Here is a 20738-nt window from a genome sequence, read left to right as displayed (position 1 = left end):
TCGTTCGGCGTCGCCCCTCAGATCGCTCTCGATGCAGACAATGTCAAGATTGTATGCATCTTAGCTGGCTGCCTGCGCGGATCGGTCGCGGGCAGCGCTCAGATATGCAGCGCGTGACCGAGTGCCTTCATTGCGGCCTCCGGGAAGGCCTCGCCCAGGGTCGGATGGGCGTGGATCGTGCCGGCAATGTCCTGCAAGGTCGCGCCCATCTCGATCGCGAGCCCGAAGGCAGCCGACAATTCCGAGACGCCTTGCCCGACCGCCTGGATGCCGAGCACCAGATCGCTGCCGGCCTGTGCGACGACGCGCACGAAGCCGGCCTCGCCATGGCGCGTCATGGCCCGGCCATTGGCGGCGAAGGGGAACTGGCCGATCTTCAGCTCGTGCCCGGCCCGCTTGGCCTCATCCGGCGAGAGGCCGACCGAGACGATTTCGGGATCGGTGAAGCAGATCGCCGCGATGCCGCGCTTGTCCCAGGCACGCGGCAGGCTGGCAACGATCTCCGCCACCATCTCGCCCTGCGCCATGGCGCGATGCGCCAGCATCGGCTCGCCGGTGACGTCACCGATGGCATAGATGCCGCGCATCGCGGTCTCGCAGCGCTCGCCGATGCGGATGAAGCGGCCATCCATGTCGAGCACGAGATTTTCGAGCCCGAGACCGTCGGTCACCGGCTTGCGGCCGACCGTGACCAGGATCTTGTCGGCCGGCAGGCTGCGCTCCTTGCCGTCCGCCGTCTCGATGCGCAGGCCGTCACCCTTCTGCGCGGCGCCCTTGGGCGTCGGCCCGAGCGCCTTGGCGCCCGTCAGCACCTCGACGCCGAGCGCGGTCAGGCGTTTGGAGATCGGGCCGGTGAGCTCGGCATCGTAGAGCGGCAGGATCTTGTCCTGCGCCTCGACGACCGTGACCTTGGCGCCGAGCTTGGCGAAGGCGGTGCCGAGCTCCAGCCCGATATAGCCGCCGCCGACCACGACAAGGCGCTTCGGAACCTCGGTCAATGCCAGCGCGCCGGTCGAGGAGATCACGTTGCCGCCGAAGGGCAGGAAGGGCAGTTCGACCGGGGCCGAGCCGGTCGCAATGACGATGGCCTCGGCCTGGATCGTCTTCGGGCCGGTCTCGGTCTCGACCACGACGGTCTTGCCGTCGCGGAAGCGGGCCTTGCCATGGACGATCTTGACCTTGGCCTTGCGCAGCAGGCCGGCGACGCCGTTGTTAAGGCGCTGGACGATGCCGTCCTTCCAGGCCACCGCCTGCTTCAGGTCGAGCTTCGGCTCGGCCGCGGTCAGGCCGAAAGGCGTCTTGCCGGCAGCGGCTTCCGCGGCTTTCTCGAACTCCTCGGCGACATGGATCATCGCCTTGGAGGGAATGCAGCCGACATTGAGGCAGGACCCGCCGAGCTTGGTGCTCTCGACGATGACGGTGTCGATGCCGAGCTGGCCAGCGCGGATGGCGCAGACATAGCCGCCGGGGCCGGCGCCGATGACGAGGAGCTTGCAGGTGATGTCCGTCATGGCGCGCCCTCAGATGTCCACGAAGAGCGTGGCCGGGTTCTCCAGCAGCTCCTTCAGCCGCTGCACGAAGACGGCGGCGTCCCAGCCATCGATGACGCGGTGGTCGAAGCTGGAGGAGAGGTGCATCATCTTGCGCGGCACGAAAGTCGTGCCGTCCCAGACCGGGCGCACGACCATCTTGTTGACGCCGACGATGGCGACTTCCGGGTAGTTGATCACCGGCGTCGTCGCGATGCCGCCGAGCGCGCCGAGCGAGGTGATGGTGATGGTCGAACCGGTCAGCTCGTCGCGGGTCGCGTTGCCCTGCCGGCCGCGCTCGGCGAGGCGGGCGAGCTCGATGCCGCAGCCCCAGAGATCGCGCGCCTCGGCATGCTTCACCACAGGCACGATCAGGCCGGTCGGCGTCTGCGTGGCGATCCCGATATTGATCGCGGCATGCTGGCGCACGATGCCGGCCTCGTCGTCATAGAGTGCGTTCAACGCCGGCTGCTCGGCGAGCGCCTTGACCATGGCCCGCATCAGGAAGGGCAGCAGCGTCAGCTTCGGCCGCTCCGGCGTCGGCTTCTTGTTCAGCGTCGCGCGCAGGTCCTCCAGGGCTGAGACATTCACCTCCTCGACGATGGTGATGTGCGGGATGCGCGATTTCGACAGCGCCATCTTCTCGGCGATGCGGCGGCGCAGGCCGACGACCTTGACCTCGGTGACGGCGCTCTGCTCGACGAGCCCGCCGCCACGGGCCGGCTCCGGGCCGCGCAGCAGGAAGGCGTCGATGTCCTCATGGGTGATGCGGTTGGCCGGGCCAGTGCCCGGCACCTGGCGCAGATCGATCCCGGCCTCGCGCGCCTTGAGGCGCACGGCCGGCGAGGCCAGCGGCTTCTCGCCCGGCGCGCGGCGCTGGGCGGGGGCGGCAGAGGCGCGGGCCGGCTTCGGCGGCGGAGGTGGGGCAACTGGCTTGGCGGGCGCACGCGGACCACTCCGCGAGCCCTCATCCTGAGGAGCCGTTCCCTTGGGAACGGCGTCTCGAAGGATGGCCGTGGAGGCTCGGGAACCTTCTGGAACATCCTTCGAGACGCCGCTGCGCGGCTCCTCAGGATGAGGGCTGAGATTGCCAGTCGCGGTGTCGGGGGCCTGCTCGCCCTCGCCCGCGACCTTGAGCTTCACCAGAGCCGAGCCGATCGCGACGGTGTCGCCGACCTCGGCGCCGACCCAGGTCACCTCGCCCTCGACCGGCGAGGGAATCTCGACCGTCGCCTTGTCGGTCATCACGGCCGCAATCAGGTCGTCCTCGCGGACGATGTCGCCGATTTTGACGTGCCACTCGACGAGTTCGGCTTCCGCGATGCCTTCGCCGACATCCGGCAGCTTGATGATGCGCTCGGCCATCAGCGTGCCTCCATGATGTCGCGCAGCGCCTGTCCGAGGCGGGCGGGCCCGGGGAAATAGTCCCATTCCTGCGCATGCGGATAGGGCGTATCCCAGCCGGTGACGCGCATCACCGGCGCCTCCAGATGGTAGAAGCAGTGCTCCTGCACCAGCGCGGCCAGCTCCCCGCCAAACCCCGACGTCAGCGTCGCCTCATGCAGCACGATGCAGCGGCCGGTTTTCTCGACCGAAGCGACGATCGCTTCGAGATCGAGCGGGACGAGGGTGCGCAGGTCGATGACTTCGGCATCGATGCCGGTGTCCTCGGCCGCCGCCAAAGCGACATGGACCATGGTGCCGTAGGCGAGAATGGTGACGGCCGAGCCCTCGCGCCGCGTCACCGCCTTGCCGAGCGGCACGGTATAGTGGCCATCCGGCACCTCGGAGAGCTCATGCTTCGACCAGGCCGTGACCGGCCGATCGTAATGGCCGTCGAAGGGGCCGTTATAGAGCCGCTTCGGCTCGAGGAAGATCACCGGATCGGGGTCCTCGATGGCCGAAATCAGCAGGCCCTTGGCGTCGTAGGGATTGGAGGGGACGATGGTCTTCAGCCCCGAGACATGGGTGAAGAGCGCTTCCGGGCTCTGGCTGTGGGTCTGGCCGCCGAAGATGCCGCCACCGGTCGGCATGCGGATCACCATCGGGCAGGTGAAGTCGCCGGCCGAGCGATAGCGCAGCCGCGCGGCTTCGGAGACGATCTGGTCGTAGGCCGGGTACATGTAGTCGGCAAACTGGATCTCGACGCAGGGCTTCAGCCCGTAGGCCGCCATGCCGATCGCCGTGCCGACGATACCGGATTCGCTGATCGGCGCGTCAAAGCAGCGCGAGACGCCGTATTTCTGCTGCAGCCCATGGGTGCAGCGGAAGACGCCGCCGAAGAAGCCGACATCCTCGCCGAAGACCACGACATCGTCGTCACGGCCCATGGAGACGTCCATGGCGGAACGGATCGCCTCGATCATCGTCATCCTGGCCATCGCGTCAGACTCCGATCTGCTGGCGCTGGCGGCGCAGATGCGGCGGCAGCTCGGCATAGACGTCCTCGAAGATGTCGCGCGCCGAGGGCTTGCCGCCGGAATGCAGCGTGCCGAAGCTCTCGGCCTCCTTCTGCGCCGCGATGACGGTCGCGAGGATCTCGGCCTCCGCCTGCTTGTGGCGCTCCTCCGACCAGGCACCGACCGCGATCAGATGCTGCTTCAGCCGGATCAGCGGGTCGCCCAGCGGCCAGTCGTCGGATTCGTGTTTGGGACGATAGGCGGACGGATCGTCCGAGGTGGAATGGGCGCCGGCGCGGTAGGTGACGTATTCGATCAGCGTCGGCCCGAGATTGCGGCGCGCCCGCTCGATCGCCCATTGCGCGACCGCATAGACCGCGAGGTAGTCGTTGCCGTCGACGCGCAAGGCCGGGATGCCGAAGCCGAGGCCGCGCGCCGCGAAAGTGCCGGAGCCGCCGCGCGCAATGCCCTGGAAGGTCGAGATCGCCCATTGGTTGTTGACGACGTTGAGCACGACCGGCGCCTTGTAGGTCGAGGCGAAGACGAGGGCTGCGTGGAAATCCGATTCCGCCGTCGAGCCGTCGCCGATCCAGGCGGCGGCGATGCGGGTGTCGTTCTTGATCGCGGAGGCCATCGCCCAGCCGACCGCCTGGACGAACTGGGTCGCGAGATTGCCCGAGATCGAGAAGAAGCCGTTCTCCTTGGAGGAGTACATCACCGGCAATTGCCGGCCCTTCATCGGGTCGCGCTCGTTCGAATAGATCTGGCACATCATGTCGACGAGCGGGTAGTCATGGGCGATCAGCAGGCCCGCCTGGCGATAAGTCGGGAAGTTCATGTCACCGGGCCCGAGCGCGATGCGGAAAGCGCAGCTCACCGCCTCCTCGCCGGTGTGCTGCATGTAGAACGAGGTCTTGCCCTGACGCTGGGCCATCTGCATGCGCCCGTCGAAGCTGCGCAGCGTCATCATGTGGCGCAGGCCCCGAACCAGATCCTCGGGCGAGAGGTCCGGCACCCAGGGGCCGACCGCCTCGCCCTCGCGGTTCAGCACGCGGATGATCGAATAGGCGAGATCTCGGATGTCCTTGGGATCGACATCGACCGGCGGGCGCGCGACGGAACCGGCCTTCGGGATCACGACATGGGAGAAGTCCGGCTTTTCGCCCGGACGGCTCGCCGGTTTGGGGACATGGAACTGCAGTGGCTGGGTTGCTGCCGGCGCCTGGCCTGACTTGTCGCTGCTCATGAGCGCCTCCATCCCTTACGCCACCAGCATTTCGCCTTCGCGCGCATCCCGCAAGCGCCTGTGGCGCTCTTCAGAGATGCAGCAGGACGCACAGCCGGCCGGCGATCGTTCCCCTTGCAACCAACGCTAGCGGGGACGGTTCGGAGGTTCATTCCGAATTTGCCGACAAGGGCGAAATCAGGCAGAAGAAACGACTGCAATATAGCCAATTCTCAGAATGATCACCCGATGAACAAAAAGAGCCAGAACGGTCCTGCTCTCGATCTGATCGATCGCAAGATTCTCGCTGCGTTGCGGGATGACGGGCGGCTGACGACGCAGGCGCTGGCCGAGAAGGTCGGGCTTTCGCCTTCCCCCTGCTGGACGCGGGTGAAGCGCCTGGAGGAGTCCGGTGCGATCGAGAAATATGTCGCGCTGCTCGACCACAAGGCGCTCGGCTACAACAATATCGTCTTCGTCGAGATCACGCTCGACAAGCATGACGATCAGGTGCTGGACCAGTGCGGCGAAGCGCTGAGTCGGGCGCCGGAGGTGGTCGAGGCGCATCTCGTCACCGGCGAATACGACTATCTCGCCAAGGTCGTGGTCAGCGGCACCGACCATTACGAGCGCTTCCTGCGCGGAACGATCTACCGCATTCCCGGCGTCCGCCAGACGCGGACGACGTTCGGACTGAGGGCGCTGAAGCGGACGCTGTCGGTCGATCCGCTGAAGGTGGTGGGATAGTCGCCGCCACCGTCATGCTCGCCCTTGTGGCGAGCATCCACGTCTTGAACCCGCGTTGGAGGAATGAAGACGTGAATGGTCGGGACAAGCCCGACCATGACGATGTGACGGAGCCCTTAAGCCAGCATCTCCCGCACCAGCGGCACGACCTTCTCACCGTAGAGCCGGATGCACTCCATCGCCTTCTCATGCTCCAGCGGGCCGGCGCTGTACTTGAGCTGGAAGCGGGCGATGCCCAGCCCCTTGGCCGTCGCGGCGATCTTGTGGGCCACCGTCTCGGGCGCGCCGAGATAGAGCGAGCCGCGCGCGACCTCCTGCTCGAAATCCTCGCGGCTCATCGGCGGCCAGCCGCGCTCGGCTCCGATCCGGTCGCGGTTGGCCTTGAAGGCCGGGAAGAACTCCTCCCTGGCCTGCTCGTCGGTCGCCGCGACATAGCCCGGCGAGTGCACGCCGACGGGCTTCGCCGGCTTGCCGATCTGGCCATAGGCGCGGTGGTAAAGGTCCACGAACGGCTTGAAGCGCAGCGGGTCGCCGCCGATGATGGCGAGCATCAAGGGCAGGTCGTAGCGCACCGCGCGCACCACCGATTCCGGGCTGCCGCCGACGCCGATCCAGGTCTTGAGCGGACCATTCTCCACCGGCGGATAGACCAGCTGATCCTTCAGCGGCGGGCGGATCGAGCCCTGCCAGGTCAGCGGCTCCTGCGGCAGCAGGCCGGCGAAGAGGTCGAGCTTCTCCTCGAACAGCTTCTCGTAATCGCGCAGGTCGAGCCCGAAGAGCGGGAAGGACTCGGTGAAGGAGCCCCTGCCCAGGATGACCTCGGCGCGCCCGTTCGAGAGCGCATCGACCGTCGAGAAGCGCTGGAAGACGCGGATCGGATCGTCCGAGCTCAGCACGGTCACGGCCGAGCCGAGCTTGATCCGGCTGGTGCGCGTGGCCATGCCGGCCAGCACCGTCTCCGGCGAGGACACCGCGAAATCGGCACGGTGATGCTCGCCGACGCCGATGAAATCGATGCCGATCTCGTCGGCCAGGACGGCTTCCTCGACGAGATTGCGGATCACCTGCGCATGCGGCAGCGGCTTGCCGTCCGCCCCGTTGGTGACGTCGCCGAAGGTGTCGAGCCCGAATTCCAGTTCCTGTGCCATGATCATCCCGAGGCCGCGAGGCGGCCTGTTGCCTGCCGGCCATCCCGGCCTCCGGGAGTTAGGGTCGGGATTGCCGCAGCGCAATTCTCCAGGCGTTGCCGCTCCAGCAACAGGTTGTTTGCAGGAATGCAACCGCCGCGCTTGCATCGCCCGCGCAAGCTGCCGATGCTCGCGCCGGCGGTGACCGATACCGCAGCCGACACGACGCCATGATCATTCGCCAACTCGTCTATCTCGACGCGCTCGCCCGCGAAAAGCACTTCCGCCGCGCGGCCGAGGCCTGCCATGTCTCGCAGCCGACGCTCTCGGCCGCGATCGTGCAGCTCGAGGAGGAGCTCGGCGTGATGATCGTCGAGCGCGGGCGGCGCTTCCAGGGCTTCACCAAGGAGGGCGAGGTCGTGCTCGCCCATGCCCGGCGCATCCTGGCCGAGGCCGAGGTGATGAAGGATTCGATCGCCGAACTGCGCGAGGGCGTCTCCGGCCGTATCAGGCTCGGCGCGATCCCGACCGCGCTGCCGATGATCGCCCATATCACCGCGCCGTTCTCCGAGCGCTATCCCGCGGTGTCGCTGACCGTGCTGTCGTTGACCTCGCAGGAAATCCAGCAGGGCATCGACGATTTCGAGCTCGATGTCGGCCTGACCTACCTCGACAACGAGCCGCTCGACCGGGTGATCTCGAAGCCGATCTACCAGGAATCCTATGTGCTGCTGACGCGCGAAGACGGGCCGTTCGGCGCGCGCGACGCGATCACCTGGGCCGAAGCGGCCGAACAGAAGCTCTGCCTGCTCACCGGCGACATGCAGAACCGGCGCATCATCGACGGCATCTTCCGCTCGGTCGGCACCGCGCCGCGCCCGTCCATCGAGACCAACTCGATCTTCAACCTCTGTTCGCATGCCGGCATCCAGGGCGTCGCCAGCATCGTCTCGCTGCAATTGCTGGAGTTCTTCGGCGTGCCGCTCGGCACGAAGGCGCTGTCGCTGGTCGAGCCCGAGGCACAACGCACGATCGGCCTGATCGTCGCGGACCGACAGCCCGTGGCGCCGCTCGCGCGCAACCTGCTGATGATGACGAAGCCGGTCGCCGATGCCGGTCTGCCTCGCCGGCCCATTATACGATAGCCTTCGCCTATCGTCTTAGAAGCGACGCAGCATTGTGCAGCGCAAAATGGCTGCGCCGACGAGTTTTTGGAGCCCAACGAGCTTCCGGATTGGCACACACGAACCCATATCGCGCATCTTGATAGATAAAAACTATCACACATTCGAAAGAAACGATTTGAAATCATTCCAGTTTCAACCACCCTCCCCTTAACGAGCGTCCGGCGAACCGGACCTGACGGAGGAAAGATGGCGGCTTATCCGGCCTGGGATCAGGACAGCGCACGCATGATCGTCGCCGGGCTGGCGCATCTGGAAGGCGCCACGCTGCCGATGCTGCACGCCCTGCAGGACGAGTTCGGCTATGTCGACCCGCAGGCAGTGCCTTTGATCGCCGAGGCGCTGAACCTCTCGCGCGCCGAGGTCCATGGCGCGATCTCCTTCTATCACGACTTCAAGACCGCTCCTCAGCCGGCGCGCATCATCAAGCTCTGCCGTGCTGAAGCCTGCCAGGCGCTGGGCTGCGAGAGCGTCGTCGACGAGCTTGCCCGCACGCATGGTATCGCGGTCGACGACCACCATGCCGGCGACGCCGTGGTCGAAACGGTGTATTGTCTCGGCAATTGCGCGCTCGGGCCGTCCGCCCTGGTCGATGGCGAATTGATCGGGCGCGTCGACGCCGCCCGCATCGCCGGGCTCTGCCAGCACGGAAGGGCGCATTCATGAGCGCCGTCCGCATCTTCGTTCCCATCGACGCCGCCGCCCTGTCGGTCGGCGCGGAAGCCGTCGCGCAGGTTATCGCCAGCGAAGCTGCCGCGCGTGGGCTTGCCGTCGAGATCGTCCGCAACGGCTCGCGCGGGATGCTCTGGCTGGAGCCAATGGTCGAGGTCGAGAGCGCGGAAGGTCGCATCGCCTATGGGCCGGTCGCGGCAAAGGATGTCGCCGCCTTGTTCGACGCTGGCTTCGTCTCAGGCGGCGCGCATGGCTTGCGCCTGGGCAAGACCGAAGAGCTCGACTGGATGAAGCGCCAGCAGCGCCTCACCTTCGAGCGCGTCGGCGTCATCGATCCGCTCTCGATTGCAGACTACCGCGCCCATGGCGGCTTCAAGGGGCTGGAGAAGGCGCTGGCCCTGACCGGCGGCGAGATCGTCGAGGCGGTGAAGGCGTCGGGCCTGCGCGGCCGTGGCGGCGCCGGCTTCCCGACCGGCATCAAGTGGAAGACCGTCCACGACGCCGCTGCGACGCAGAAATACATCGTCTGCAATGCCGACGAGGGCGATAGCGGCACCTTCGCCGATCGCATGCTGTTCGAAGGCGACCCCTATCTCACCATCGAGGGCATGACGATCGCCGCGATCGCGGTCGGGGCGACGCGCGGCTATATCTATCTGCGCTCGGAATATCCGCATGCTCATCGCACGCTCCAGCGCGCTATCGTGAAAGCTGAAGCGGCCGGGCTGATCGGCGCCTCGGTGATGGGTTCGGAGCACGCGTTCCATCTCGAAGTCAGGCTCGGGGCCGGCGCCTATATCTGCGGCGAGGAGACCTCGCTGCTGGAGAGCCTGGAAGGCAAGCGTGCCATCGTCCGGGCCAAGCCGCCGCTGCCGGCTCTGCAAGGCCTGTTCGCCAAGCCGACCGTCGTCAACAATGTGCTCTCCTTCGCCGCCGTGCCGTGGATCCTGGACCATGGCGCGCAGGCCTATGCCGATTACGGCATGGGTCGCTCGCGCGGCACTTTGCCGATCCAGCTCGGCGGCAACGTCAGGCGCGGCGGGTTGATCGAGCTTGCCTTCGGCATCACGCTCCGCGAGATCATCGAGGACATGGGCGGCGGCACGCTCTCGGGCCGGCCGATCCGGGCCGTGCAGGTCGGCGGGCCGCTCGGCGCCTATCTCACGGCCGAACAGCTCGACGTGCAGATGGATTACGAGGCGCTAGCTTCCATGCGCGCCATGCTCGGCCATGGCGGTATCGTGGTCTTCGACGACAGCGTCGACATGGCCCGGCAGGCCCGTTTCGCCTTCGAGTTCTGCGCCAAGGAATCCTGCGGCAAGTGCACGCCCTGCCGCATTGGGGCTACGCGCGGCGTCGAGGTGATGGACCGCATCATGGCGGGCACCGAGGTGCCGAAGAACATCGCCGTGCTGCGCGATCTCTCGAAGCTGATGACCGACGCCTCGCTCTGCGCGATGGGTGGCCTGACCCCCATGCCGGTGCTGAGCGCGCTGAACCATTTCCCCGAGGATTTCGACCGTCCTCCGCTGCCTCTGGCGGCCGAGTGAGGAGGCTGAGATGGCCCTGATCAAGGAAATCGACTACGGCACGCCGATCCGGCTTTCCGAGAAGACGGTGACGCTGACCATCGATGGCCAGAGCGTCACGGTGCCGACCGGCACTTCCGTGATGGCGGCCGCGATGAGCCTGGGAACCAAGATCCCCAAGCTCTGCGCCACCGACTCGCTCGAACCCTTCGGCTCCTGCCGGCTCTGCCTCGTCGAGATCGAGGGGCGGCGCGGCACGCCCGCGTCATGCACGACTCCGGCAGAAGACGGAATGATTGTGCGCACCCAGTCGGAGAATCTCTCCGGCCTGCGCAAGGGCGTGATGGAGCTCTATATCTCCGACCACCCGCTGGACTGCCTGACCTGCTCGGCCAATGGCGATTGCGAATTGCAGGACATGGCCGGCGCGGTCGGCCTTCGCGAGGTGCGCTACGGCTACGAGGGCGAGAACCACGTCTTCGCCAAGGGGTCAGACGGGCTTGCCAACGAGAACTGGCTCGCCAAGGATACGTCGAACCCGTATTTCACCTACGACCCCTCGAAATGCATCGTCTGCAATCGCTGCGTACGCGCCTGCGAGGAGGTGCAGGGCACCTTCGCATTGACGATCACGGGGCGCGGCTTCGACTCGCGCGTCGCGGCGGGGCCGACCGATTTCCTCGGGTCCGAATGCGTCTCCTGCGGCGCCTGCGTACAGGCCTGCCCGACCGCTACGCTGATGGAGAACAAGGTCATCGAGCATGGCCAGCCCGAGCATTCGGTGGTCACGACCTGTGCCTATTGCGGCGTCGGCTGCTCGTTCAAGGCGGAGATGCAGGGCGACCGCGTCATCCGTATGGTGCCTTTCAAGGACGGCAAGGCGAACGAGGGCCATAGCTGCGTGAAGGGCCGCTTCGCCTGGGGCTATGCGACCCACACCGACCGCATGACCAAGCCGATGATCCGAGCGAAGATCACGGACCCCTGGCGCGAGGTCTCCTGGGAAGAGGCGATCGATTACGCCGCCAGCGAGTTCAAGCGCATCCAGGCCAAGTACGGTCGTGAATCGGTCGGCGCCATCACCTCGTCGCGCTGCACCAACGAAGAGGTCTTCCTCGTCCAGAAGCTGGTGCGCGCCGCCTTCCGCAACAACAATGTCGATACCTGCGCCCGCGTCTGCCATTCGCCGACCGGCTACGGGCTGAAGACGACGCTCGGCACCTCGGCCGGCACGCAGGATTTCAAGTCGGTCGCCAAATCCGACGTCATCCTCGTCATCGGCGCCAACCCGACCGACGGACACCCGGTCTTCGCCTCGCGGATGAAGAAGCGCATCCGCGAGGGCGCCCGCCTGATCGTCGCCGACCCCCGCCGGATCGACATGGTGCAGTCGCCGCATATCAAGGCGGATTACCACCTGCCGCTGCGCCCCGGCACCAATGTCGCGCTGCTCAATGCGCTCAGCCATGTCGTCGTCACCGAAGGGCTGATCGACGAAGCCTATGTGCGTGAGCGCTGCGATCTCGGTGATTTCGAGCACTGGGCTCGCTTCGTCGCCCGCGAGGAGAACTCGCCGGAGATGAGCGAGCAGTATACCGGCGTGTCCGCAGCCGATGTGCGCGCCGCGGCGCGGCTCTATGCCACCGGCGGCAATGGCGCGATCTATTACGGGCTCGGCGTCACCGAGCACAGCCAGGGCTCGACCACGGTGATGGCGATGGCCAATCTCGCCATGGCGACCGGCAATATCGGGCGCGACGGCGTCGGCATCAATCCGCTGCGCGGGCAGAACAATGTCCAGGGCTCCTGCGACATGGGCTCCTTCCCGCACGAGTTCTCCGGCTATCGCCACGTCTCCGACGATTCGACCCGGCAAGTCTTCGAGATGCTATGGGGCGTGCCGCTCGATGCCGAGCAGGGCCTGCGCATCACCAATATGCTGGACGAGGCGGTCGAGGGCACGTTCAAGGGCCTCTATGTCCAGGGCGAGGACATCGCCCAGTCCGACCCGAACACCAAGCATGTCACGGCGGGCCTCGCCTCGATGGAATGTGTCGTCATCCAGGACATCTTCCTGAACGAGACGGCGAAATACGCCCATGTCTTCCTGCCGGGCGCCTCGTTCCTGGAGAAGGACGGCACCTTCACCAATGCCGAGCGGCGCATCAACCGCGTGCGGCAGGTGATGGCGCCGCTCGCCGGCAAGGACGAATGGCAGGTCACGATCGATCTGGCCCGCGCCCTCGGCTACGAGATGGCATACGGCCATCCTAGCGAGATCATGGACGAGATCGCGCGGCTGACGCCGAGCTTCGCCGGCGTCTCCTATGACAAGCTCGACAAGCTCGGCTCGGTGCAGTGGCCCTGCAACGACAAAGCCCCGACCGGCACGCCCTTGATGCATGTCGATCGCTTCGTGCGCGGCAAGGGCAAATTCATGATTACCGAATACGTCCCGACCGACGAACGGACGGGGCCACGCTTCCCGCTGCTCCTCACCACCGGGCGCATCCTCTCGCAATACAATGTCGGCGCGCAGACCCGGCGCACCGAGAACGGCGCCTGGCATGACGAGGACGTGCTGGAGATCCACGCTTTCGACGCCGAGAGCCGCGGCATCCGCGACGGCGATCTCGTCGCGCTCGCCAGTCGCTCGGGCGATATCGCGCTCCGGGCGGTGATTTCCGAGCGCATGCAGCCGGGCGTGGTCTATACGACCTTCCACCATGCCAAGACCGGCGCCAACGTCATCACCACCGACTATTCGGACTGGGCGACGAACTGCCCGGAATACAAGGTGACCGCCGTTGAGGTCCGGCGCACCAACGCGTATTCCGCCTGGCAGGAGAAGAATTTCGAGGAGGACGTGACCTTGCGCCGGATCGCGGAGCGCCTGCCTGATGCCGCCGAATAACCGCGAAGCCCAGCCGCCGGCCTCGGCCGCCGTCACGGCTCAGCCGCTGCGCTTCGGCACAGCGCAGGAGGATGTGCGCGAGATCGAGGTCGCGGTCGAGACGCCGATCAACATCGTCTACGGCAACATGCCCTATGCGGTGATGATGGCGAGCCCGTCCGACCTTGAGGATTTCGTCACCGGATTCAGCCTGACCGAAGGCATCGTGCGCGGCGCGGACGAGATCCGCGGCATCGCCGTCGAGCCGAAGGACGAGGGCGTCATCGTCACCGTCGAGCTCGCGCCCGGCCGCTTCCGCGAACATCTGGCGCGCCGGCGCAATCTCTCGGGCCGCACCTCCTGCGGGCTCTGCGGCGTCGAGACGATCGAGGAAATCCCGATGGCCGATGCAGCGACGCGGGCCTCCCGCGCCGTATCAGCCGCCGCGATCGAGACTGCTCTCGTAGCGCTCGACAAGCACCAGCCGCTGAACCAGCTCACCCGCGCCGTCCATGGCGCCGCCTGGTGCGATGCCTCGGGCGCGATCCTGGCCGTGCGCGAGGATGTCGGCCGCCACAACGCGCTCGACAAGCTGATCGGGGCCCGCTTACGCGCCGGGGCGGATGCCGGCGAAGGCTTCCTGCTCGTCACCAGCCGCGCCTCCTTCGAGATGGTCGAGAAGGCCGCGATCTTCGGCGCCGGCACGCTGGTCGCGATCTCGGCGCCGACCTCGCTCGCGATCGAGCGGGCGAAGCATCTCGGCCTGACTCTTGCCGCTGTGGCGCGCCGCGACGGCTGCATCGTCTTCACCGGTGCGCTCGCGCCGGAAACCGAGACGATCGCCCGATGACGGAGGCTGGGCTGACCACCGATCACCACGCCGAAAACGTCGAGAAGCTCCGGCGCATGGCCGGGCAGATCGCCGATTTCTTCAAGGCCTATCCGGAGGCGGAGGCTGCGCACTCCGTCGCCGACCACATCAACCAGTTCTGGACCGGACGCATGCGCGGGGACTTCCTCGCCGCCTTCGCCGACCGGCCGGAGGACCTCACGCCCCTGTTGAGGCACGCGCTGCCGCAGATCAGGCCGGGGCGCGGAGGTTAGCAGCCCGACGCCGGTTTTGCCGGCGGCAAGAGATGACAACGAGCCGGGAGCCTACCCGGCCCGAACGGCGAAGCCATGGGGAAAGGAACCGGGGAATGAGTGTCGCACAGGATGTCGGACAGGTCGGAGGCGGCATCGGGCTGCTCGACCGCGAAAGGACCATCGCCAAGGCAGGCTTCAACCGCTGGCTCGTGCCGCCGGCCGCGCTCTGCATCCATCTGTGCATCGGCATGGCCTATGGCTTCTCGGTGTTCTGGCTGCCGCTGAGCCAGGCGATCGGCATCACCAAGCCCGTCGCCTGCGCAGCGGATATCGGCCTGGTCGGCTCGCTGTTCACCACCGCCTGCGACTGGAAGGTCGCCGATCTCGGCTGGATGTACACGCTGTTCTTCGTGCTGCTCGGCTCCTCGGCCGCGATCTGGGGCGGCTGGCTGGAGCGCGTCGGCCCGCGCAGGGCGGCCTTCGTCTCGACACTGTGCTGGTGCGGCGGCCTGCTGATCTCGGCGCTCGGCGTCTACACGCACCAGCTCTGGCTGATGTGGCTGGGCTCCGGCGTGATCGGCGGCATCGGGCTCGGCCTCGGCTACATCTCCCCGGTCTCGACCCTGGTGAAATGGTTCCCGGACCGGCGCGGCATGGCGACCGGCATGGCGATCATGGGCTTCGGCGGCGGTGCGATGATCGGCTCGCCGCTGGCGGACATGCTGATGAACACTTTCAAGACGCCCGCCTCGGTCGGCGTCTGGCAGACCTTCGTCGCGATGGCTGCGATCTATTTCGTCTTCATGATGGCCGGCACCTTCGGCTATCGCGTGCCGCCGGCGAACTGGCGCCCCGAAGGCTGGACGCCGCCCGCGACCCAGAACGCCATGATCACCTCCGGCCATGTCCACCTGAAGAACGCGCACAAGACGCCGCAGTTCTGGCTGATCTGGTCGGTGCTGACGCTGAACGTCTCGGCCGGCATCGGCGTGCTCGGCATGGCCTCGCCGATGCTGCAGGAGATCTTCGCGGGCTCGCTGATCGGCAAGCCGGAGATCGGTTTCTCCGCGCTCGACGCCGGGCAGAAGACGCAGATCGCCACGATCGCGGCGGCCTTCGTCGGCCTGCTCTCGCTGTTCAACATCGCGGGCCGCTTCTTCTGGGCCTCGCTCTCGGACAAGCTCGGCCGCAAGCTGACCTATGCCACCTTCTTCGGGCTCGGCATCCTGCTCTACGCGCTCTCGCCCTGGGCGGCGCATGCCGGTTCGCTCGCGCTGTTCGTCGGCTTCTTCTGCATCATCCTGTCGATGTATGGCGGCGGCTTCGCGACGGTGCCGGCCTATCTCGCCGACATGTTCGGCACGCAGTTCGTCGGCGCCATCCATGGCCGCCTGCTGACGGCGTGGTCGACCGCCGGCATCATCGGCCCTGTCGTGGTGAACTATATCCGCGAGGCGCAGATCAATGCCGGCGTGCCGCGCGCGCAGGTCTATGACCGCACCATGTACATCCTCGCCGGCATGCTGGTGCTCGGTTTCCTCTGCAACCTGCTGGTCCGCCCCGTCGCGGCCAAATGGTTCATGAAGGATGCCGAGGTCGCCGCGCTTCAGGCCCGGACTGCCAATGCCAGCGCGACCACTCATTACGGCTCCTACGGCATCGGCAAGGGCGGCTTCGACGGCACGGCTCTCCTCGCCTGGGCCGTGGTCGGCCTGCCGATCGCCTGGGGCGTCTGGATCACGCTGTCGAAGTCGCTGGCGCTGTTCCGCTAAGCAGCGACATCAGACGATCAGAGGGCCTGCATCGAGCGATCGGTGCGGGCCTTTCTCTTGCAGCGAAGCGTTCGGTCTTACGGAGCAGCGGGCTCTATTTCAGCGACAACGCAACTGTACCCGCGATCGGGTCGGTGACGCCGAGCCCGCCGCCGAGATCATCGAGCGTGTGGCGGAAGCCGTTGAGCGTGGCGATCATCTGCGGCCGCGCCGCCGCGATCGCGTCCATGCTCTCCCATTCCGCGATGATGCAGTAGCGCCCCTCGCCGGCCGCGATGATGTTCGCATGCCGCAGGCCAGCCCAGTCAGCGGCGACATTGCGGTGGGCATCGAGGAAAGCGGCCTCCATCCCCGGCTTCACCTTGAAACGAACGGCATTGAATGCAGTCATGGCAGCCTCCAGCGTTCGGAACGATGACCTTACGGCAATTCAACGTTCCTGTCCTCGTCGCGCTCATATGCCGATGAACCCGGCAGGCGCTGGGCCGTTGTCAAAAGGTAGCTTTCCGGAAGCAGGATAGCCCTCCGAAACCAGAACGGGAGACAGATCATGGCGATCAACAAGACCGGCGCGGCCCATTGGGAAGGCGGCATCAAGGACGGCAAGGGCACGATCTCGACCGAGACCAAGGCGCTCGATGCCTACCCCTACGGCTTCGCCAGCCGTTTCGAGGGCAAGCCCGGCAGCAATCCCGAGGAGCTGATCGGCGCTGCGCATGCCGCCTGCTTCACGATGGCGCTTTCGCTGATCCTCGGCGAGGCCAATCTCAAGGCCGATGCGCTCGACACCACGGCGCGGGTGACGCTCGACAAGCTCGACGACGGCTACGCGATCACCGCGATCCACCTGACGCTCAGAGGCAAGGTGCCCGGCGCCGACCAGGCGACCTTCGAGTCGCTGGCCGGTAAGGCCAAGGCCGGCTGCCCGGTCTCCAAGCTGTTCAAAGCGCCGATCACACTGGAAGCGACGCTGATCGACTGAGAGCCACGGTCCACACCGTCATGCTCGCCCTTGTGGCGAGCATCCACGTCTTGAACACCGCCTTCGGCCAGGGAAGCCGTGGATGGTCGGGACAGGCCCGACCATGACGGAGCGGGCCATTCGCCTCAGGCGAAGTGGCAGGACACCTCGACACCGCCCAATTGCCGCAGCTCCGGTCGCTCGACGCGGCAGCGGTCGGCGGCCTGCGCACAGCGCGGGTTGAAGGTGCAGCCGGCAGGCGGGCTGATCGGGCTGGGCACCTCGCCCGACATCGGCCGGCGCTCCCGGTTCGGCTGCTCGACATCGGGGATCGTGTCGAGCAGCAGGCGCGTATAGGGGTGCTGCGGCCGGGTGAAGACCTGCTCGGCCGGGCCCGCTTCGACGAAACGGCCGAGATACATGATCGCAAGATCGTCCGACATGTGCCGGACGACCGAGAGATTGTGGCTGATGAAAAGATAGGTCAGCCCGAATTCCTTCTGCAGCCGGACCATCAGGTTGAGGATCTGCGCCTGCACGGAAACGTCGAGCGCCGAGGTCGGCTCGTCGCAGACGAGGAAATCGGCCTCGGTCGCAAGCGCACGCGCAATCGAGATGCGCTGGCGCTGGCCGCCGGAGAAGGCGTGCGGATAGCGGCTCGCATCGGTGCGCGACAGGCCGACCACTTCCAGCAGATCGCCGACGCGCTGCTGGACCGCCGCCTCGTCCGACCTGAGCTTCAGCTCGCGGATCGGCTCGGCGATGATGTCGCCGACACGCCAGCGCGGATTGAGCGAGGCATAGGGGTCCTGGAAGATCATCTGCACGCGCGGCGGACCGATCGTGCCGTCAGCGCGACGGATGTCGCGGAAACTCAGCTTGCCCTCGGTCGGGCGCTGGAGGCCGACGACCATGCGGGCGAGCGTCGATTTTCCGCAGCCGGACTCGCCGACGATGCTGAAGGTGGTGCCGCGCCGGACCGTCAAGGAGACGTTCTCGACCGCGCGCAGGATGCGCCGCGGCTCATGCGAAAACAGCCGCGACAGGGCCGGCGCCGAAACGTCGAAGCGGCAGCAGGCCGCGGCGACATCGAGGATTATGTCGTCGCCGGCGACCCGGGCCGAGGCGAGCGTCGCTGCCTGGTCAAGCATGGACCGCCTCCTTCAGGGGGAAATGGCAGGCGGCAGCATGCCCGGCCAGAGGCAGGCCGGGCTTGTGCTCGCGGCAGAAGGCCTCCGCCTTGCCGCAGCGCGGGTTGAAGGCGCAGCCCGGCGGGATGGCGTTGAGGCGCGGCATGGCACCGTCGATCTGGTTGAGGTGCTCGTGACGGGCATGGACGCTCGGGATCGAGGCCATCAGGCCGGCCGTATAGGGATGGCTCGGCCGACGCGTCACCCCCTCGGCCGGGCCAATCTCGACGATGCGGCCGGCATACATCACCGCAACCCGATCGGCGGTCTCGGCGATGACGCCCATGTCGTGGGTGACCAGCATGATCGCCGTGCCGTGCTCGCGGCAGAGCCGCTTCAGCAAGGTGGTGATCTGCGCCTGGATCGAGACGTCGAGCGCGGTCGTCGGCTCGTCGGCGATGATCAGCGAGGGCTCGGCGCAGAGCGCGAGCGCGATGACGACGCGCTGGCGCATGCCGCCGGAGAACTGGTGCGGGAAATGGTCGATCCGCGTCTCGGCGGCGGGAATGCCGACCTCCTTGAGCAGATCGAGCGCACGCTTGCGCGCCTCCGCCCGGCTGACCGGCAGATGGGTCAGGATGGTCTCGACGAGCTGGTCGCCGACCTTGAGCAGGGGGTGCAGCGAGGTCAGCGGGTCCTGGAAGATCGCGCCGATGCGCCGGCCGCGCAGCTTGCGCATCGCTTCCGCCGGGAGGTTGTCGATGCGCTGGCCGGCGAGATGGATCTCGCCGCCGGCGATGCGGCCCGGCGGATCGAGCAGGCCGATCACCGCCGTGCCGGTCAGGGACTTGCCCGCTCCGGACTCGCCGACCATGCCGAGGATCTCGCCCGGCGCGATGTCGAAGGACACGCCGTCCAGCGCGGTCAACGGGCCGTGGCGGCCATCGAAGACGATGCGCAGGTCGCGGACGGACAGGAGAGGCTGGGCGGCGGGGGCGTTCATGCAGAGGCCTCGCTGCGTTCGATCGCGTAGCTCGACGAGAATATCTCGCTCATCGGCGGGTGGCCGAGCGTGCGCTCGGGATAGCGCGCCATCACGCCCTCGAACTGCTTCTGGGCGCGGGCATTGTCGGCGGCCTCGTCCTGGCCGGGGATCGCCCGGTTCTCCATGACGAAGCGGCCGTCGATCACCACCGTCGCGAAATCGCGGCCATGGCCGGTCAGCATCATCGTCTGGATGGGGTCGATGACCTGCCCACTATGCGGCCGGTCGAACTCGAAGACGGTGATGTCGGCGCGCGAACCCGGCTGGAGGCGGCCAAGATCGGGACGCTGCAGCGCATCCGCGCCACCGATGGTCGCGGCGTCGTAGTAATCCTCGGAGCGCACGGCGCCGACATTGCCGGCCATGGTGCGGGAGAGGATCATGCCGGTCTGCATGTTCATCACCATGTCCGGCGGGGCGGTATCGGTGCCCATGGCGATGTTCAGGCCCATGGCGCGATAGCTGCCGAAATGGTTGATGCTGTTGCCGTGCCGGCCCGAGACGAGCGGGCAATGCACGATGCTCGCGCCGGAATCGCGGATGATCTCGAGATCGCGGCCGGGACGGTCGATCAGGCGGCTGCCGGAGACGACGGTGCCATGCGGCAGCAGGCAGCGCTCGTTGAGGAAGCCGAGGCTCTCCAGCCATTCCGGCGGGCTCATGCCGTGCTGGGCGAGGACGAGGTCGTACTCGATCTTCGACTGGCAGCAATGGAGCCGGACGGGAATGTCGAGCTCGCGCGAGGCGGCGGACGTGCGGCGCAGCAACTCGGCCGTCGAGGTCTCGATGCGGTCCGGCGCGAACATGGCGCGGATCAGCCCGCCGGCTTCGCCCTCATGGCGCTTCGCGAAGTCGATGGCCGCGTCGAGTTCGGCGAGGCCGCGCTCCTCCTCGTAATAGGTGACGACGCGGCCGTCGCTCTCGACGACCTGATTGCCGGTGCGATAGGCCGGGCCGAGATAGGCGCGCATGCCGAGATCGGCAGCCGCTTCGGCCGCATCCTCGAATTCCTGCACCGTCTCGCCCCAGGCGCGGTAGAACAGCGAGGCGATCGGCAGCGCGGTGGTGATGCCGTTGCGGATCAATTGGGAGAAGGCATAGCGCTTCTGGAAGGCCAGTTCCTCGCGCGTATACATCTCGTAAGGGCCGGCCTCGAGATAGCTGCGCGGCCAGACGCGGCCCTTCTTCCAGGCCGGCTGGTTGTCATAGCCGAGGATGGTGGTGTCGAGGTCGGAGAGCGCGTCGCAATCGACGAAGCCCGGCCCGATCAGGGCATGGCCGTAATCGATGCGACGGGCGACTTCGCCCGGGAAACCATGGCCGACGAAGACGACCTCGCCGTTCTCGAACACCACTTCGCCGTTCTCGTAGAGGCGATGGCGGCCGTCCTTGTGTCCGACGACCCAGCGCGCGGTCATCAGGATGCGGCCTTCGGGCCG

The 20738-nt window shown here is 66.9% G+C and carries 18 protein-coding genes; 9 read left to right on the top strand and 9 right to left on the bottom strand.

Annotation, left to right across the window (positions count from 1 at the left end):
• Positions 1–98 precede the first annotated feature (98 nt).
• From lpdA to Q0Q36_RS15970, 4 genes are read right to left on the bottom strand one after another with little or no spacing between them, the layout of a single operon-like run.
• Positions 99–1511 (bottom strand): dihydrolipoyl dehydrogenase, encoded by a 1413-nt coding sequence (gene lpdA / locus Q0Q36_RS15985; RefSeq protein ID WP_293799238.1) that lies wholly within the window; start codon positions 1509–1511, stop codon positions 99–101.
• A gap of 9 nt (positions 1512–1520) precedes the next feature.
• A complete protein-coding gene (locus Q0Q36_RS15980; RefSeq protein ID WP_293799237.1) occupies positions 1521–2894 on the bottom strand; it encodes a dihydrolipoamide acetyltransferase family protein in 1374 nt (457 codons plus the stop codon).
• A complete protein-coding gene (locus tag Q0Q36_RS15975; protein WP_293799236.1) occupies positions 2894–3910 on the bottom strand; it encodes an alpha-ketoacid dehydrogenase subunit beta in 1017 nt (338 codons plus the stop codon). The genes Q0Q36_RS15980 and Q0Q36_RS15975 overlap by 1 nt, the downstream gene beginning before the upstream one ends.
• 4 nt (positions 3911–3914) lie before the next feature.
• Positions 3915–5174 (bottom strand): 3-methyl-2-oxobutanoate dehydrogenase (2-methylpropanoyl-transferring) subunit alpha, encoded by a 1260-nt coding sequence (locus Q0Q36_RS15970; protein ID WP_293799235.1) that lies wholly within the window; start codon positions 5172–5174, stop codon positions 3915–3917.
• A gap of 228 nt (positions 5175–5402) precedes the next feature.
• Here Q0Q36_RS15970 and Q0Q36_RS15965 point away from each other — a divergent pair, with 228 nt between their 5' ends.
• A complete protein-coding gene (locus tag Q0Q36_RS15965) occupies positions 5403–5900 on the top strand; it encodes an Lrp/AsnC family transcriptional regulator (protein WP_293799234.1) in 498 nt (165 codons plus the stop codon).
• Positions 5901–6016: 116 nt separating this feature from the next.
• Here the strand turns inward: Q0Q36_RS15965 and Q0Q36_RS15960 are convergent, their stop codons facing one another.
• Complete coding sequence (locus Q0Q36_RS15960) at positions 6017–7048, bottom strand: LLM class flavin-dependent oxidoreductase (RefSeq protein ID WP_293799232.1); 1032 nt, start codon at positions 7046–7048, stop codon at positions 6017–6019.
• A gap of 209 nt (positions 7049–7257) precedes the next feature.
• Here Q0Q36_RS15960 and Q0Q36_RS15955 point away from each other — a divergent pair, with 209 nt between their 5' ends.
• The 7 genes from Q0Q36_RS15955 to Q0Q36_RS15925 all read left to right on the top strand — a co-directional run bounded on the left by Q0Q36_RS15955 (position 7258) and on the right by Q0Q36_RS15925 (position 16163).
• Positions 7258–8172 carry a LysR substrate-binding domain-containing protein gene (locus Q0Q36_RS15955; protein WP_293799231.1) on the top strand — a complete coding sequence of 305 codons (915 nt, stop codon included), beginning with the start codon at positions 7258–7260 and terminating at the stop codon, positions 8170–8172.
• Between the two features lie 228 nt (positions 8173–8400).
• Complete coding sequence (locus Q0Q36_RS15950) at positions 8401–8877, top strand: NAD(P)H-dependent oxidoreductase subunit E (protein ID WP_293799230.1); 477 nt, start codon at positions 8401–8403, stop codon at positions 8875–8877.
• Positions 8874–10433 carry an NADH-quinone oxidoreductase subunit NuoF gene (locus Q0Q36_RS15945; protein ID WP_293799229.1) on the top strand — a complete coding sequence of 520 codons (1560 nt, stop codon included), beginning with the start codon at positions 8874–8876 and terminating at the stop codon, positions 10431–10433. Before Q0Q36_RS15950 ends, Q0Q36_RS15945 begins: the two co-directional genes overlap by 4 nt.
• Positions 10434–10443: 10 nt before the next feature.
• Complete coding sequence (gene fdhF / locus Q0Q36_RS15940; RefSeq protein WP_293799228.1) at positions 10444–13326, top strand: formate dehydrogenase subunit alpha; 2883 nt, start codon at positions 10444–10446, stop codon at positions 13324–13326.
• Complete coding sequence (gene fdhD, locus Q0Q36_RS15935; protein ID WP_293799227.1) at positions 13313–14155, top strand: formate dehydrogenase accessory sulfurtransferase FdhD; 843 nt, start codon at positions 13313–13315, stop codon at positions 14153–14155. The genes fdhF and fdhD overlap by 14 nt, the downstream gene beginning before the upstream one ends.
• Positions 14152–14409, top strand: a complete 258-nt coding sequence (locus tag Q0Q36_RS15930) for a formate dehydrogenase subunit delta (protein ID WP_293799225.1) — start codon at positions 14152–14154, stop codon at positions 14407–14409. Before fdhD ends, Q0Q36_RS15930 begins: the two co-directional genes overlap by 4 nt.
• Positions 14410–14504: 95 nt before the next feature.
• Positions 14505–16163: an OFA family MFS transporter gene (locus Q0Q36_RS15925; protein WP_293799223.1), complete on the top strand. Its 1659-nt coding sequence runs from the start codon at positions 14505–14507 to the stop codon at positions 16161–16163.
• A gap of 94 nt (positions 16164–16257) precedes the next feature.
• Here Q0Q36_RS15925 and Q0Q36_RS15920 read toward each other — a convergent pair whose 3' ends face one another.
• A complete protein-coding gene (locus tag Q0Q36_RS15920) occupies positions 16258–16554 on the bottom strand; it encodes an antibiotic biosynthesis monooxygenase (protein ID WP_293799221.1) in 297 nt (98 codons plus the stop codon).
• A gap of 159 nt (positions 16555–16713) precedes the next feature.
• On the opposite strand from Q0Q36_RS15920, the gene Q0Q36_RS15915 reads away from it, so the two are divergent.
• On the top strand, positions 16714–17145 hold the full coding sequence (locus Q0Q36_RS15915) for an OsmC family protein (protein ID WP_293799220.1): 432 nt from the start codon (positions 16714–16716) through the stop codon (positions 17143–17145).
• Between the two features lie 125 nt (positions 17146–17270).
• Here the strand turns inward: Q0Q36_RS15915 and Q0Q36_RS15910 are convergent, their stop codons facing one another.
• Genes Q0Q36_RS15910 through Q0Q36_RS15900 form a run of 3 tightly spaced genes read right to left on the bottom strand, consistent with a single transcriptional unit; the run spans position 17271 to position 20717 of the window.
• Positions 17271–18275 carry an ABC transporter ATP-binding protein gene (locus tag Q0Q36_RS15910; protein WP_293799219.1) on the bottom strand — a complete coding sequence of 335 codons (1005 nt, stop codon included), beginning with the start codon at positions 18273–18275 and terminating at the stop codon, positions 17271–17273.
• Entirely contained in the window at positions 18268–19257 is a 990-nt protein-coding gene (locus Q0Q36_RS15905; RefSeq protein ID WP_293799218.1) for an ABC transporter ATP-binding protein, read from the bottom strand. The genes Q0Q36_RS15910 and Q0Q36_RS15905 overlap by 8 nt, the downstream gene beginning before the upstream one ends.
• Entirely contained in the window at positions 19254–20717 is a 1464-nt protein-coding gene (locus tag Q0Q36_RS15900) for an amidohydrolase family protein (RefSeq protein ID WP_293799277.1), read from the bottom strand. The genes Q0Q36_RS15905 and Q0Q36_RS15900 overlap by 4 nt, the downstream gene beginning before the upstream one ends.
• Positions 20718–20738: the final 21 nt, after the last annotated feature.

Origin of the sequence: uncultured Allobosea sp. (assembly GCF_945957345.1) — a bacterium.
Classification (GTDB): domain Bacteria; phylum Pseudomonadota; class Alphaproteobacteria; order Rhizobiales; family Beijerinckiaceae; genus Allobosea.
Note: the sequence above shows the minus strand (reverse complement) of the source record. Positions and strands in the feature narration are given on the sequence as shown.

What these genes read in the sequence shown, in the direction of transcription:
- Q0Q36_RS15960 (WP_293799232.1), bottom strand. Translation starts at nt 7,048, where the DNA reads ATGGCACAGGAACTGGAATTCGGGCTCGACACCTTCGGCGACGTCACC.
- Q0Q36_RS15905 (WP_293799218.1), bottom strand. Translation starts at nt 19,257, where the DNA reads ATGAACGCCCCCGCCGCCCAGCCTCTCCTGTCCGTCCGCGACCTGCGC.
- Q0Q36_RS15930 (WP_293799225.1), top strand. Translation starts at nt 14,152, where the DNA reads ATGACGGAGGCTGGGCTGACCACCGATCACCACGCCGAAAACGTCGAG.
- Q0Q36_RS15945 (WP_293799229.1), top strand. Translation starts at nt 8,874, where the DNA reads ATGAGCGCCGTCCGCATCTTCGTTCCCATCGACGCCGCCGCCCTGTCG.
- Q0Q36_RS15910 (WP_293799219.1), bottom strand. Translation starts at nt 18,275, where the DNA reads ATGCTTGACCAGGCAGCGACGCTCGCCTCGGCCCGGGTCGCCGGCGAC.
- Q0Q36_RS15965 (WP_293799234.1), top strand. Translation starts at nt 5,403, where the DNA reads ATGAACAAAAAGAGCCAGAACGGTCCTGCTCTCGATCTGATCGATCGC.
- Q0Q36_RS15975 (WP_293799236.1), bottom strand. Translation starts at nt 3,910, where the DNA reads ATGGCCAGGATGACGATGATCGAGGCGATCCGTTCCGCCATGGACGTC.
- Q0Q36_RS15970 (WP_293799235.1), bottom strand. Translation starts at nt 5,174, where the DNA reads ATGAGCAGCGACAAGTCAGGCCAGGCGCCGGCAGCAACCCAGCCACTG.
- fdhF (WP_293799228.1), top strand. Translation starts at nt 10,444, where the DNA reads ATGGCCCTGATCAAGGAAATCGACTACGGCACGCCGATCCGGCTTTCC.
- Q0Q36_RS15950 (WP_293799230.1), top strand. Translation starts at nt 8,401, where the DNA reads ATGGCGGCTTATCCGGCCTGGGATCAGGACAGCGCACGCATGATCGTC.
- Q0Q36_RS15900 (WP_293799277.1), bottom strand. Translation starts at nt 20,717, where the DNA reads ATGACCGCGCGCTGGGTCGTCGGACACAAGGACGGCCGCCATCGCCTC.
- Q0Q36_RS15920 (WP_293799221.1), bottom strand. Translation starts at nt 16,554, where the DNA reads ATGACTGCATTCAATGCCGTTCGTTTCAAGGTGAAGCCGGGGATGGAG.
- Q0Q36_RS15955 (WP_293799231.1), top strand. Translation starts at nt 7,258, where the DNA reads ATGATCATTCGCCAACTCGTCTATCTCGACGCGCTCGCCCGCGAAAAG.
- Q0Q36_RS15915 (WP_293799220.1), top strand. Translation starts at nt 16,714, where the DNA reads ATGGCGATCAACAAGACCGGCGCGGCCCATTGGGAAGGCGGCATCAAG.
- lpdA (WP_293799238.1), bottom strand. Translation starts at nt 1,511, where the DNA reads ATGACGGACATCACCTGCAAGCTCCTCGTCATCGGCGCCGGCCCCGGC.
- Q0Q36_RS15980 (WP_293799237.1), bottom strand. Translation starts at nt 2,894, where the DNA reads ATGGCCGAGCGCATCATCAAGCTGCCGGATGTCGGCGAAGGCATCGCG.
- fdhD (WP_293799227.1), top strand. Translation starts at nt 13,313, where the DNA reads ATGCCGCCGAATAACCGCGAAGCCCAGCCGCCGGCCTCGGCCGCCGTC.
- Q0Q36_RS15925 (WP_293799223.1), top strand. Translation starts at nt 14,505, where the DNA reads ATGAGTGTCGCACAGGATGTCGGACAGGTCGGAGGCGGCATCGGGCTG.